The 15,037-nt window shown below is 51.0% G+C and carries 9 protein-coding genes and 1 pseudogene; all 10 read right to left on the minus strand.

Annotation, left to right across the window (positions count from 1 at the left end):
- Window positions 1-83 precede the first annotated feature (83 nt).
- Entirely contained in the window at window positions 84-1,388 is a 1,305-nt protein-coding gene (gene tolB / locus MXE39_RS00455) for a Tol-Pal system beta propeller repeat protein TolB (RefSeq protein WP_246977757.1), read from the minus strand.
- 884 nt (window positions 1,389-2,272) lie between these two features.
- The gene (tolA, locus tag MXE39_RS00460) at window positions 2,273-3,232 is read right to left on the minus strand and encodes a cell envelope integrity protein TolA (RefSeq protein ID WP_246977756.1); all 960 of its coding nucleotides are present in this window, start codon (window positions 3,230-3,232) and stop codon (window positions 2,273-2,275) included.
- 346 nt (window positions 3,233-3,578) lie between these two features.
- Window positions 3,579-4,031 (minus strand): protein TolR, encoded by a 453-nt coding sequence (gene tolR / locus MXE39_RS00465; RefSeq protein ID WP_246977755.1) that lies wholly within the window; start codon window positions 4,029-4,031, stop codon window positions 3,579-3,581.
- A 1,008-nt stretch (window positions 4,032-5,039) separates the two neighbouring features.
- Window positions 5,040-5,705, minus strand: a pseudogene (tolQ, locus tag MXE39_RS00470) (protein TolQ); the annotation flags it as partial.
- A 1,539-nt stretch (window positions 5,706-7,244) separates the two neighbouring features.
- Window positions 7,245-7,709, minus strand: a complete 465-nt coding sequence (locus tag MXE39_RS00475; RefSeq protein ID WP_246977754.1) for a YbgC/FadM family acyl-CoA thioesterase — start codon at window positions 7,707-7,709, stop codon at window positions 7,245-7,247.
- Between the two features lie 148 nt (window positions 7,710-7,857).
- A complete protein-coding gene (gene ruvB / locus MXE39_RS00480; protein WP_246977788.1) occupies window positions 7,858-8,844 on the minus strand; it encodes a Holliday junction branch migration DNA helicase RuvB in 987 nt (328 codons plus the stop codon).
- A 713-nt stretch (window positions 8,845-9,557) separates the two neighbouring features.
- A complete protein-coding gene (gene ruvA / locus MXE39_RS00485; protein ID WP_246977753.1) occupies window positions 9,558-10,223 on the minus strand; it encodes a Holliday junction branch migration protein RuvA in 666 nt (221 codons plus the stop codon).
- A gap of 287 nt (window positions 10,224-10,510) precedes the next feature.
- Complete coding sequence (gene ruvC / locus MXE39_RS00490) at window positions 10,511-11,083, minus strand: crossover junction endodeoxyribonuclease RuvC (RefSeq protein WP_246977752.1); 573 nt, start codon at window positions 11,081-11,083, stop codon at window positions 10,511-10,513.
- Window positions 11,084-12,052: 969 nt separating this feature from the next.
- Window positions 12,053-12,928, minus strand: coding sequence for a flagellin (locus MXE39_RS00495; RefSeq protein ID WP_246977751.1), 876 nt, complete (start codon window positions 12,926-12,928; stop codon window positions 12,053-12,055).
- A 465-nt stretch (window positions 12,929-13,393) separates the two neighbouring features.
- The gene (locus MXE39_RS00500) at window positions 13,394-14,272 is read right to left on the minus strand and encodes a flagellin (RefSeq protein WP_246977750.1); all 879 of its coding nucleotides are present in this window, start codon (window positions 14,270-14,272) and stop codon (window positions 13,394-13,396) included.
- Window positions 14,273-15,037: the final 765 nt, after the last annotated feature.

Consider the following 15,037-nt stretch of genomic DNA (forward strand, 5'->3'; position numbering starts at 1 on the left):
TTCTATTGCCTGAATATCCTGCAGCCGTAACTGCAGGGCTAAGCCCTCCTGCACTGTTATGCAGTTAAGCTGTGCAGCAATGCCTATTTCTCAGGCAATGGGCCCCAGGCTGGAGCGCTGATTTCACCCTTGTTGCTTGATGGCAGGTTAGCCTTGAATCTGCCGTCAGTTGAAACAAGAGCCAGGCCTTTACGGCCCTGATAGACAGTTGAGTATATTACCATACTGCCATTTGGTGCCACACTTGGAGACTCATCTAATGATGAGGTAGTGAGCATGTAGATAGAACCGTCTGCATCCATACGGGCAACTCTATAGCCGTTCTGCCTTGTGATCACAATCAGGGCATCACTGCCTGGAATAGGGCGTGAGGACAGGTTCATAGCACCCTGTACAGTAGTGCGCTGAGCCTCGCGGGTTTCGATATCTACAGAGTAAATCTGGGCACGGCCGCCACGCTCAGAGGTAAAGTAAATCCTCTTGTTGTCATAAGACCATGATGGTTCGGTATCAATGGCTCTGTTCTTGGTAACGCGGTGGTACTTTGAAGTTACGAGATCGTAGTAGTAAATCTCAGGCTGACCGTCCTTGGATAAAGTAAATGCAATCTTGCTGCCATCTGGAGACCATGATGGAGAAGAATTCAGACCAGGGAATGAAGCCAGCTTGGTACGCTTCTTGGTAAAGATGTCCTGCACAAAAATGGTCGGAGCACGGCGCTCGAAAGAAACATAGACGAGACGCTTGCCATCTGGAGACCAGTTAGGAGTCATGATTGGCTCAGTTGAGCGCAGTACAGGAACCTCGTTATAACCGTCATAGTCAGCTGTCATTAACTGGTAAGGGAAACGGTCGCCATGACGGTAGACGATGTAGGCAATACGGGTACGGAAAGCACCACGCTGACCGGTCAGCAGCTCGTAGGTACGATCGGAAACCAGATGAGCAGCCTGACGCAGCTGGGAGGCATTGGTTGTAATGCCACGGCGCTGGGTAAGAGGCTTGCCCTTGTTGGAGCCCTGAACACCATAGAGCTGGTAGGCTACCTGGTAGTTACCGGTATCGGCTACAGGACCTACTTCGCCGGAAACCACGGCTTCAATACCCTGAGCAGCCAGCACGTCAAAGTTGACGCTGTTGTTTACCAGAGCCCCGGCAGGAAGCTGCTTGACTGACAGAGGAGTGAACTTGCCTGAACGCATCAGGTCATTGCTGATGATGCCGGAGACATCAACAGGTACTTCACCCTTAACCAGGAAAGGAAGTACTAAAACACGGCGACCCTCATTGATGCCACCAGTGATCTCAATCTGGAGTGCGGCAAAAGCGTTGCTCCCCAGCATTGAGAGAGCAAGAACCGCAGCTCCAAGAACACGAATAAAGCGCATGGTTTTCCCCAAATAAACTTGACAACGCTGATAGTGTACCAAAGACGGGGCACGTTAGTGCGCCCGTTTTGAGCAAATTTATTGTACCGGCGGGGCTTATGCCCCGTAATGAAGCAGACCCTGCCGGTACCGTATATCAGGTCCCCACAGACCTGACATTAATCTTATAAATAAGCAAAAAGCTGCATGAGCAGCTTAATGTGTTGAACAGCCAGAGTAATGTAAAAAGCCCTCTTCTGACCTTGCAGCAGCCAAATAATTTCAGCATCACCGGCTGATGACCGACTTGCATCAGAGCTGGCTGATGTCCAGCTCCCGGCCTGAACGGCTGATGACCAGCTCCCGGCCTCACCGGCTGATGACCAACTTCCAGCCTGAACGGCTGATAACCAACCTCCAGTCTTACCGGCTGATGCGCGAGATCCAGTCTTACAGACTGATGACTGACTTGCAGTCTGCCTGCTTTCCAGTGATGACCATGGGAGTATGAGCGTCCATCATGTAATGGCTCTGCCTTGATTGAGGCTGCACTGGCTGTATTAATGGCTCCCGGGCGTAACTCATGGCCGCACTGGCTTAATACATGGGCACTATTGGAGTGCTTACTGAAAGCCTGTGTGACGCACTCTGGCAGGCAAGTTTAGCCGGTGACGGCAGCATTCTGGCTGCCTGGACAGTATTTCAGCCAGATGTCTTATCCCTGCCTGAGACGGCCTCCGCGCAGCTTACAGTGCCATGCCCTGCCATGGTTTCGCAAGGCTCTGCAGACCTCAGCAAGCCTATGTAGGCCTCAGCAAGGCTCAACTTGCCACTGTAAGGGCGGGCCTGATGGCATGACATGGAGGCCTGCTGCGCTGTTGCCTGAGCTGTATTTTCTGGCAGCATCAGACCTTTGGAATCATGGTAATTACGATGGTGTTGCAGTCCTTACATCCCTTAGGAGGACGCGGCATCATGCCGATAAGGTTGAGCGTAGCAATGGCGGAGGCGCATACGGCGCGATCGCCCTGGCATTTTTCGTTGTAAATCATGCCTTCCTGATCAATGGATACGGTCACTACCACCTTCTTGCCATTCATCGACGGGTCAATACGCCAGTTCTGTTCGATAAGCTGCTGAACCTTGCTTCCGTAAGTCAGACTCTCATCAGAGCCGGTACCGGCTCCAAGGCCCTGACCACCTTCAACACCATTGGCCTGACCAAGGATGTCATCTTCAAGGTTGTCAGCCTGATTCTTCATCTTTTCGGCCTCAAGACGCTCAAGCTGCTCCTTTTCCATCTGTTTGGCAAGGGCTTCGAGCTCGGCCTTTTTCTTTGCTTCAGCTTCAGCTTCAGCTTTCTTTTTAGCCTCTTCCTCAGCTTTCTTCTTAGCCTCGGCTTCTGCTTTCTTCTTCTTTTCTTCCTCTGCTTTCTTCTTCTCTTCCTCAGCCTTCTTCTTCTTTTCCTCTTCGGCCTTCTTCTTAGCCTCTTCCTCGGCTTTCTTCTTTTCTTCTTCAGCCTTCTTGAGTGCCAGAGCTTTCTGACGCTCGGCCTCAGCCTTACGCTGAGCAGCCAGCTGCTTTTCCAGCTCGGCACGGGCTTTGGCCTCAGCCTCAGCCTTTGCCTTGGCTGCAGCCTCAGCAGCCTGACGGGCAGTATCCTGAACCTTTACCCCTTCTGGCTCCTTACCGGCAGGGTTACCTTTGGCTGGTGGAACATTGACAATGGTGGCATGGATAATCTGGCCTGACTTCTCCTCAGGACGCTTAGGCTTATCAAGGGATACATTGATTACCAGGGCAGCCAGCAATGCGCCATGAAACATTATGGCCAGTACAAAGGCGGCGCCTAATCCTATTCTCATAAGACCTACTTCCCCTGATGGTAAAAAGAAAAGCAGCTACTGCCTCTGCAGCCGTTATGGCATGCAGTTGCAGGCTGCACCATTAATCCGTTGAGCCCCTGTGTTTTTCCGTGCCAGGCATGCAGGACAGACATGCAGGCCTTGCATGCAGGTCAGTCCCTGCGACAGCTGCTGAGGATGCTGCTGCAGCTGAAGCTGCGTCCTGTGCACCCACTGCGTCTGAGGACGCTTCATGTGGGCTGCCGTGCAGGCACTGCCAGCCGGCATTGCTGCGTGAAAACGTCAGCTGTCAGCACTGCTCTTAGCCGGGGCCATGGCCTTGCTGATGGTATAAGTTACAGGAGTCTTACTTGCCGCCCGGAGCCGGAGTTACAGCAATAGGGTCGGTTACCAGACCTACTGAATCTACGCCAGCACGCTTGAGGGCGTTCATAAGCTGAATAACACTGTCGTAAGCTACCATGGCATCGCCCTGAACTACTACCGGACGCTCAGGATCCTTGCGCAGCTCTTCGGCTACTACCTGACCTACAGTATTGAGGTCAGGAATCTTAACGCTCTGGGTGTCTACAGACACGAAGTACTGACCTGCCTTGTCGACAGTGGCAATGATAGGAGTACGCTGATCTTCATTCATGGCCTCGGCCTCAGCCTGAGGCAGATCTACTGTAACACCCTGCATAACAACTGGTGCAGTAGCAATGAAGATAACCAGCAGTACCAGCATGACGTCAATATAAGGCACCACGTTGATCTCAGCAACGGTACGGGACTTACGGCGTCTTCCTCTTTCTGCCATGTTCTGTGATCCTCACAAGATTATTACAGGCCCAGTCATATACTGGGCTGTGTCAGCCATGACATCCTTATTGATGCCATAGCTCAGCTACTGGTATTGAGGCTACTTGTTGCCCTCAGCATTGCCCTGCACATTGCGGCGACGGTTCTGACCGCCTGGAGTAATGTACTGAGGCTCAGATGACTGACCCTTGCGCTGTGGCTGACCATCCTCAGGACCAATCTTGTACAGTGGGCTGTTGCCGCTGCGGATCTGACCTAAAGGATTTGAACTGTTTGAGCGGGTTGCACTGGCTGGACCGCCTGGCAGCTGAGCATTGTTCAGAGCTGCATTACTGGTACGTGGAGGTACTACACCGCGATAGTTGGAGGCCATCTCGTTGTCGTTATAGCCACCACCCTGCATATTCTGTCCGCCCTGACCATTGCCCTGTTGACGACGCATCTGGCCCTGACGGCCCTGCTGGCCCTGAGGTCCGTTACCCTGATTCTGGCGCATGGCCTTGGCAAAGTCGGCTGCCTGACTGCTGCTCATATCCATAGTGCCATTACGGCCGCCCTGAGAAGGGACACCATCCTGGCTCTGGCGTGACTGATGAACAGGCTGTTGCACAGGTGGAGCGCTGGCGGCAGCTGCGGCGGCAGCAGCTACGGCTGCCCCGTTATCTTCATAGCTGTCAAAGGCACTGCGGCGCAGATCCTCAGGACTCTGCTGAACCTGAGTCTGCCCCATGTTACCAGGATTGAGAGCATTGAGATTGTTCATTGCTGACAGATCATTGCCATCAGGAGATGAGCCCATATGTGAGGCTACATTGCTCTGATTTATGGTTCCTGACGCAGGTACCCCGCCTCCGGCCATAGCCTGACCTGCCATGCCTGAACCAGGAGCACCAGGAATATTTACGCCTCCGGCAACACCGGCACCAGGGATAGACTGCTGTGGAGAGGCAATGTCGCCCTGATAGCCATTCTGACGGTTAAGCTGGGTGCGGATAGTAACCAGACGGCGATTGAGAATTGTGGAGAACTCGTCCATGAAGTTGTAGTAACGGTTCTCAAGAGCCTCAACCTTGGTTACAAAGCGGTTATAGAACATAACAGCCGGAATGGCGGCAAACAGACCCATGGCAGTAGCAATAAGAGCCTCGGCAATTGGAGGAGCCACCATGGCCAGGGTAGCATTCTTTACGGCAGCAAGGGCTACGAAAGCATGCATAATGCCCCATACGGTGCCGAACAGTCCGATATAAGGAGAAATGGAGCCGATGGTGGCCAGGGTTGGCAGATGGCTTTCAAGCAGCTCTACCTCACGGGCACAGGCTACACGCATCTGACGCTCAGTGCCGTCCATGACCACTTCCTGATCAGCCGGGCCTGAGTTAACCAGACGTACGAACTCTTTGAAACCTGCAGAGTAGATAACCTCAAGACCAACCAGGTCATCAGGACGCTTCATACACTCCTGATAGAGGTTGTTGAGATCGATGCCGGACCAGAAGCGATCCTCAAAAGCATCAGCCTTGGTACGGCCAAGGCGGTACTGGTTATTGCGCGAGATGATAATGGTCCATGAAGCAATGGACAGGGCCAGCAAAAACAGCATGACGCACTGCACCAGGAAGCTGGCATTCAAGACCAGATCAGTAAAAGACAGCGCTCCTTGAGGTTGCATAATTCTTTCTTTTCTCCACAAAAAACTTAACCTGACCATGCCTGTCAGGCTCTTATGTCCCTGTCTGTCCGGACCGTCTTTCCGGGCAGGTTAAGGACAGCTGCACTGTGCCTTCCCGGCACTGTGACCTCTTAAGGGCTCAGCCATATGTCCTGTTATCAAGTCTGATCTGCTGTGATCTGAAAACAGGCGGCGCAGCACTGAAAATTAATCATTGTAAATCTGTGTCTGACAGACTTTGAGCCAAAGCATTAAGGCATCAACTGCACAGGCAGCTGACGCGACCACAGAAAATGGGCGCAGGACAACGGTCAGGGGAGTTACACCGGACACGGCAGGATGGACAAAAGGAAAAAGGCCAGTCTTCCCTGAACGGGCAGCCGGCTTTCAGGCCACCTCAGATGTGGGGACCATAGGCAGGTGCATCACAAAACAGACAGGCTGCTCACAGTGCAGCTGTATGAATTATCAGGAGAGAGAGGATCCGGGAGTACATACCCGGCTATTCCGTAGTGTTCATCCCACTGTTTTCGTGGGGATAAGGTGCAAATCAAAGCTGATGCTCAAGGCATCAGAACATCTTATGACAGTATAAATGTCCATTTTGCAACAATGATAACAGGCAAATAACCTGAGGCCTGTATATTCTATCAGCCTTGCCGCAAAGAAACCGCCTTACAGGCGAAAAAGCACTCTAAAAAACTTTATGGAAGGAAGCTGTAAACTTTCCAAACTGAGCATTGCCGGCCCCTGTCGTCCAGTGCCCCTGTCTCTGCAGCCTCCATACGCCGAAGTCCGGTGAGGCGGCACACGCAGTAAAGACATACAGCGTACCGCTGCAGCTGCCGCCATACGTAGCAGTTCGGCGCTCCAGGAGCTCGCCGCGAAGACATACTGCGTACCGGCGCTGCTGTCGTCATACGTAGCAGTCCGGGGCTCCAGCAACTCGCCGCAAAGACATACAGCATACCGCCGCAGCTGCCGCCATACGTAGCAGTTCTGCGCTCCAGGAGCTCGCCGCGAAGACATACTGCGTACCGGCGCTGCTGTCGTCATACGTAGCAGTCCGGGGCTCCAGCAGCTCGCCGCGAAGACATACAGCACACAGGCTCTGCAGGCATATGCTGTCGCATCCATAATAGCCCTGAGCTATTAGCTGATGCTTAGGATGCCATTACCTCCTGATACCGCTTGCTCCACTAAGGACATGGGAGCAGCCGACGCGGAACACCAGGCACTGGCTCTCACAAAAGACAGCACTCCATAAGGCCGGCCCATCTCATTTATAACATTAACCAGCTTAAATTAAGACAGCCCCGCATAATGCGTAAAAGCACTATGCGGGGCTGCGTATAAAATGCTCTGCTTTGTCTCAATGGCTGTCTGACCAGCTTAGCAGTCAACAGGAAAAGCCCTGCAAAGAGCTGTGACCTCCATAGGCGGAAGTTCTGTCAGCCTGGCTCCTACCGCTGATCCCAAAGTTGAGCAGTAACTCTGCTCAACAGGGGAGGTTGATACAGTAATGGCGGGGCTGCACTGTCAGCACAGGGTCTTAAGATCCTCCGGCCCCTGCTGTGCTTTTAGCGCATCAAGGAAGTCCTTTGGAATGCCCTCTGGCTTGCCGGTAGCAAAGTTTACATAGGCAATGGTAGAGCGCATGGCAAAGTACATGGTGCCCGTATTAGCATCGCTGACTTCCTGGTACATCTCAAGACAGGCGCGGCGCACCATAACTGGAATGCATGTGATTTTAAGGTCATCTTCAAGACCGGCACCGGCCATAAAGGCAGCATTGAGCTTTGTTACTACAAAGCCTTTCTGATCTGCCTGCAGATGCTCGCTTTGGCGGTAGCCCAGCACCTCACGGACAAAATCTGTTCTGGTTCTTTCGCAGAACTTGAGGTAATTGGCGTGATAAACACGACCACCGGCATCAGTGTCCTCGTAATAAACCCTGAAAGTGCGGCTGAAAACCTCATCTTTAGCACAGCTGAGATCGCTCATTTTCACCTCTGATTTGTATTCAGAAAAATCCCGTCCCCTGACACCATCCATCATGGCCCTGCTTTCTTACCAGGCCAGGCATAATCAGTGCCTGCATGTCTTGCCTGGCCCGCCATGATCAGAAACAGCAGCCTGTGTCCTGACTTTATCAGTCGCGGGAGATTTCCTCGAACTTGTTATAGGCCCTGGCTGTTGCTACACGTCCCATGCGGGAACGCTGCACATAGCCCTGCTGGATAAGATATGGCTCAACCACATTCTCAAGAGTCTCACGCTCATATCCCAGTGATGCTGAAAGACTTTCGATACCAACAGGACCGCCATTGAAGTCATAAATCATGCAGCGCAGATAGGCACGGTCAAAGTCATCAAAACCATCCATATCAATCTTCAGGATATCAAGAGCTCTATGAGCAATTTCCTGAGTGATTACTCCATCGCCTTTGACTTCGGCGTAATCACGGACACGTTTGAGCAGACGGTTGGCAATACGGGGAGTACCACGTGAACGGCGGGCCAGCTCCATTGCGCCGTCTTCATCAATGGCAATCTTAAGCTTGCGTGCTGAGGCGCGCACAATCACACTGAGCTCTTCAGGCGAGTAGAACTGCAGCTGCAGAATAATGCCAAAACGGGCGCGCAAAGGAGAGGTCAGGGTACCGGCACGAGTGGTCGCGCCAATCAGCGTAAATGGCTGCAGGCCAATCTGAATGGATCGGGCTGATGGCCCCTCGCCGGTAAGAATATCGACCTTGTAATCTTCCATGGCCGGATACATGAACTCTTCAATGACCGGACTGAGACGGTGAATTTCGTCGATGAACAGAACATCACGGCTGCTCAGATTGGTCAGCAGAGCTGCAGCATCGCCTTTCTTTTCCAGAGCCGGGCCTGACGTGGTTGAAAGGTTAACCCCAAGCTCATTGGCAATGATATTGGACAGTGTGGTCTTACCAAGGCCAGGAGGTCCAAAAATCAGGACATGATCAAGGGCCTCGCCACGCTTTCTGGCTGCAGCAAGAGCGATTTCCAGCTGGCTTTTGGCATCTTCCTGGCCAATATAGTCACAAAGACGCTTAGGGCGCAGAGCGCGATCCTCACTGGATTCAACCAGTTCGGCAGCGGTTTCCTCAATGGTCTTGGTGCCGCTGAGATCTCTGTGACGGCTGGTTTCAATAACATCAGCCACAATGCCGCTTTCAAGTGCCAATTTGTCCCCTTCTCTGACCAGGTCAGAAATCAAGATAGCCCAAAATGCCCATGCAGTTTCCCGGGAGCTTACCCGTCTGGTAAAACCTTTACCAGACGCGCCAGTTAATGCGCTGCAAACCGCAATGCTCTGCCTCTTAAAGGCGGGAAAAGTATAGCATACGGCCGCGCAGGGCTGCACTGTGCTGCATAAGGATTAAACAGGCCAGCCTGGCATGCCCCGTTCCTGCAAGCACTTACCCCGTACCCGCAATCACTTGCCCCGTCCCCTCAATCACTTACCTCGTCCCAGCAATCACTTACCCTGTTCCTCCAATCACTTTCCTCATCCACAGCCCTCAACCGTACCACGGCTCAACAACATCACGCCAGGCACGTCCACCATGAATAATAAAAATCCGACTGCCCACAGGACAGAGTCCTGCCGGGAAACCAGTCGGAGAAACAGGTAAATAATCAGCCCCCTTGCCCCACTGCCAAACTGCCAAACTGCCACAGCAGCATACAGCAAGGTCGGCAGCGCAGACATCTGCCCATGCAGATGCCCATGCAGATGCAGGTGCAGGTGCACATGCAGTTGCAGGTGAACATGCACCTGCCAGGTATGATTTGCTCCGCATCTGCAGCCGGGAAAATGAATCAGTGCTTACCAAGCTGTGCAAGACAGGCCACGATAATTTCCTCTGTGGTCATGCCAGGCTTGTATACGGCCTTTACTGTGTTCTGGGAAACAGTTTCCTTGTAGCCCAGGGAGAGCAATGCCTGGACAGCATCATCGATAGCCACAGCATTGCTGGCTGCGCTGGCTGCCTCTGCCTCTTCAACACCAAGGTCGCCCGGAATGGCAGTTGAGCCGGCAGCTGCAACAGCGGTAACGTTGAGCAGGCGCTCACCAAGACGCAGCTTGTCGATACGATCCTTCATTTCGACCATAATGCGCTCTGCAGTCTTGCGACCTACGCCAGGTGCGGCTACCAGGGCATTAAGACGCTGGGAATTAATAACCTCGATAAATGCCTTGAGATCCATGATGGTAAGCAATGCCATAGCCACTTTAGGACCTACACCTGTAATCTTGATAAGCTCACGGAACAGCAGGCGGGACTCACGGCTGTCAAAGCCGTACAGCAACTCAGCATCCTCACGTACTACGTGATGGACGTAGACAAAACATGGTTCATCCACCTTGATGACAGATAGCAGCGGGCCGGTAACTTCGACCTCATAGCCCACTCCGGCGCCATCTTCAATCAGTGCGGTCAGACCATCAATGGCCAGTACACGGCCACGCAGTGAACCTATCATCTAAAATTACCTCAAAAAATCAGAACAAAACGGCCCAAAACAGACCACGAAAAACCAGGCACGCAAGCGCCCAACAACGAGGAGAAGCCAGCTGCATGATGATGCTGCTGCAAAGAGTGATGCGACTCCAGCCTGCAAAGCAGGGCAGGGCAGCGCAGCTGGGCTGGGCATGGCTGTATCGGGCCATGCCGGTCCGGGTACTCAATAGCGCCAGTATCAGCAAATTCTGTCCCACGGCTGAGCGGCATATCCGTCATCGTGAGGGGAACAGCCAGGTTATTTTGGCCTCATGAAGGCTGGTAATTACGCCAGCTGCTGCGCGGACCGGTACGGCCGCGACCGCGAGAGCTGGTGGCTATGGTTGCCCCCGGGCCCATTACAGAACGGATACGGCGGGTATAAGCATGACACAGAGCACAGGCAAGGGCATCAGAAGCATCGATCTGAGGATCGCTGTTCAGGTAGAGCAAACGCCTTACCATTGCCTGTACCTGCTTTTTGTCAGCACCACCAGTACATGCAACCGCCTGCTTAATCTGCATAGGAGTGTACTCATAGACATCCAGACCTGCCCTGGCACCAACCACCATGGCAACAGCACGTGATTCGGCAAGCTTAATGGTGGACTGAGGGTTAAGGCTGACAAAGACCTCCTCAATAGCCATTTCATCAGGAGAAAACTGTTCAAGCAGAGTCTCAATGGCTTTCATGATAGTCAGCAGGCGATCCTGAATCCTGGACTCATTGCAGTGAATACAGCCTGAGCCTACGTAAATAAAGTCATTATTACCTACGACCTTGATTACTCCGTAACCCATTTTACGAGTGCCCGGGTCGATTCCCAGAACTGTTGTTGCCATACCGGCCTCCCTGTAAAGATGCCATTTAATATCAGCCCCTGTCAAAGCGGGAAAAGCCAGGGCTGTGCAGGACTGGATAGTCTAATGGAACATCAGGTCACTTTCCACTGTCTGCAGACCATTCATCTGTCAATCACACAGATAATGGCTGCCAGCCATAATCCAACGCCCGTACAGACCTGGCCCGTACAGACCAGGCTCGACCTGACATGGCCCGTACAGACATGGCCCGTTCAGATCTGGCGCGACCAGCCAGACCTGACCAAACCAGCTCAGATTAGAGCTCCCCCTGCTGGACCAGACCAGAATCTAACAAAACGGCCCGCCGGGCAACCTCACTAAGGCAAATTTGTAACCCTCCACCGCCCTGGGCCATGTCACGAACAGTACGCTTCTGACTATTGCCAGCCTCCCCATCACCAGATCAAAAAAACGATAAAAATCAGCTTTTACCAATAAAGCAATATTGAACTTTGCCGATAATAAATATAAGAGCGGCATGCCCTATGGCAAAACATAGTGACCTGTTTAATTGCTGACTGCGGTTAAAGGAATATGCCATGCTCTTGGCCGTGACCGGGACCGGGCGGCTCTTAACCCAACTGGGAGGTAACGACTATGGAAAACTTCAAAAATATACTGCTGCATGCACTGAGTATGCTTATGGCCATAGTATGTTTTCTTGGCCTGAGCATGCTGCTTGCAGGCTAAATTCCGTCCCGGCAAGATTAATGTAACAGGGCCATGCAGTAACTGTCACAGGCCAACATAACCAATAACCTGGCATTACCACGCGTATCCCTGTCCTTTACTGAATATCAGTGCAGAGAAATCACAGAAGCACAAATAACAAAAGCCCCTGCTTCGACAGAAACGGGGGCTTTTAATTTTCGCGCATAAGACTGACAAAAGTCTGCAGTCAGTCTTATGCAGAGCAAACAGGAAGCTTAATTCTAAGCACTCATCCTGTTAGCCGAGCAGGGACAGACCAAGCTGTGGACGGGTGTTAGCCTGCATGAGCATGGAGGTTGCAGCCTGCTGGATAATGGACTGCTGGGACAGGTTGGCAGACTCTTCGGCGAAGTCTGCATCACGAATTCTGCTGCGGGCATCAGACTGGTTGGCAGATACGTTAGCCTGGTTACGAATTGAGCTTTCCAGTCTGTTTTGTAAAGCGCCAAGGTCAGCACGCTTACCATCAGACTCAGCAATTGCCTTATCGATAGCATCAATCATGGCACTGGCCTGAGTGGCATCAGCAAGCTTAAGCTTGCCGTTATCCATAACGGCAGCCATACCATTCATCTTGGAAAGAATGCCATTCTTTACCTCAAAGGTAATGGTATCACCCTTGTTAGCGCCAACCTGAAGAGTTAACTTACCTGATTCAGCAGCTGCACCGCCGTAAATGGAGTCGGCATTTGCGCCGTCCAGAACGGTCTTGCCACCGAACTTGGTGCTCTTGGCAATACGGTTGATTTCGTCAGCCATAGCCTGGGCCTCTTTGGCCAGAGCAGCACGGTCCTCTGCAGTATTGGTACCGTTGGCTGACTGTACAGCCAGAGTACGGATCTTCTGCAGCATGTTGGTGGTCTCGTCCATGGCGCCTTCGATGGTCTGGGCAAGAGCAATACCATCGGAGGAGTTACGGTTACCCTGATTCAGACCATTGATCTGAGTTGTCAGTCTGCTGGAGATCTGCAGGCCAGCTGCATCATCCTTGGCGCTGTTAATTCTCAGACCTGAAGAGAGGCGTTGATAGGTCGTAGTGAGCTGATTCTGTACATTGTTAAGATAGCGGCGTCCGTTCAGGGAGCTGACGTTTGTATTTACATAAACTGCCATTAAATAATTCCTTTATCGTTATGAAATGTGTCTCTCATAATATGGCTGTAAAACCATTATAGCTGGAAAATTACAACGTTAGCAATGTACGATGTTGAATCTATGATCAAAACCATTGATGGCACGTCGATATCAGCCATATTCTTGATACATAACTAGATACATAATACAGCGTCAGTTTTACACACAATAATTAAATTTTCACTTTTAATCCGTGCTTATTAAGCATTAAGTTAGTAAGCAACTAAGATGTAGTGCCTGTTACTTATACTCTGCAAAACGTTTTAGTTAATATAAGTCTCATATATTATTCTGGAAAGTGTATACCTGGTTTGTGTGCACTGGCAGTAACTGTCCTGCCAAAAGAAAAAGCCCGATCATTGAAAATATGATCGGGCTTTTCTTTTCTATCTGAGAATCTGTCTGAGTTAACAGAAAGTCAGATCTGTATGCAATGCTAAGATATTAACCGAGCAGGGACAGACCGAGCTGTGGACGGGTATTAGCCTGCATGAGCATGGAGGTAGCAGCCTGCTGGATGATTGACTGCTGGGACAGATTTGCTGACTCTTCGGCGAAGTCTGCGTCACGAATTCTGCTGCGGGCATCAGACTGGTTGGCAGAGACGTTAGCCTGGTTGCGAATTGAGCTTTCCAGTCTGTTTTGTAAAGCACCAATGTCGGCGCGCTGACCGTCAATAATACCAATGGCCTTGTCGATTGCAGTGATCATTGCAGATGCATCGCTAGCAGTGGACATCTTGAGAGCGCCATTTTTCATAACGCCATCCATACCATTAATCTTGGAGAGGATGGTAGCGTTGACTTCAAAGGTAATGGTGTCGCCCTTGTTGGCACCAACCTGAAGGGTCAGCTTGCCCTTGGAGGTAGCATTACCGGTGCTGTAGATAGAGCCGTCACCACCGCCGTCCAGAACGGTCTTGCCACCAAACTTGGTCTGCTTGGCAATACGGTTGATCTCGTCAGCCAGAGCCTGAGCTTCCTTCTGCAGAGCAGTACGGTCTTCAGTAGTGTTGGTACCGTTGGCAGACTGAACAGCCAGAGTACGAATCTTCTGAAGCATATTGGTGGTTTCGTCCATGGCGCCTTCGATGGTCTGAGCAAGAGCAATACCATCGGAGGAGTTACGGTTACCCTGATTCAGACCGTTTATCTGGGTAGTCAGTCTGCTGGAAATCTGCAGACCGGCAGCGTCATCTTTGGCGCTGTTAATTCTCAGGCCTGAGGAGAGACGCTGATATGTGGTTGTCAGCTGATTCTGTACATTATTGAGGTAGCGACGTCCGTTAAGGCTGGACACATTGGTATTAACATAAACTGCCATAATTCACCTTATTAATCAGCAGTGCACTAATATGGTTCATTCAATTCATATTTAGTGCTGTTTATGAGTAGATGACCTCATAAGGTCTCAATGCAACCGTTAACGTCCGGTGTAAAAGGATATAAATTGCGCCTGTAAAATTTCATTTACAGTGTATCTATTTGCCAACACAAACAACGTACATATCGTAATTTGTCTTATTATTGAACCTTTATGACAGTGGTTTCATGTATGAGCTATTACGCTTATATATGGCTCTTTAGCAATATATAGTTATTTGCAAATAAATTAATAAAATCACGTACAAGTGGTCATGTTCTCTATGCAGTCCATACCCTTAAAAGGCTCGTCATAGATACATCATATGTTATAGCTATGACTGTTATTTCAGCCCCGAAAATTACAGCCCTATTATCAAGCTCAATACATTAATCATATGTGACATGCAGCACAGATAAACTAACAGCATATAAATATGTCTATTCATATAGAACTTACTATTACTGCTTCCTGGCCATACCAGGGAGCCCAAAGCTGGGACAGCTTGTTCGTAATGTTTTCCCATCTTTGCTGACTTTGCTATGCAAACTGTGCCATAGGAGTGCTGATAGGCAGCTATGCTTTGAGTGGGTACAGCTTAATCGCCACCCCCTATGGTGTTGACCCTTGCCAGAAAACAGCATATATAAGCCGTTTATAAGCAACTACCCTCGAGGTAGTTTTTTTATGTCTAAAATACAACTTGTATGGCAGTTAAATGACTCA

Source organism: Anaerobiospirillum sp. NML120511 (assembly GCF_023050955.1).
Classification (GTDB): Bacteria; Pseudomonadota; Gammaproteobacteria; order Enterobacterales; family Succinivibrionaceae; genus Anaerobiospirillum.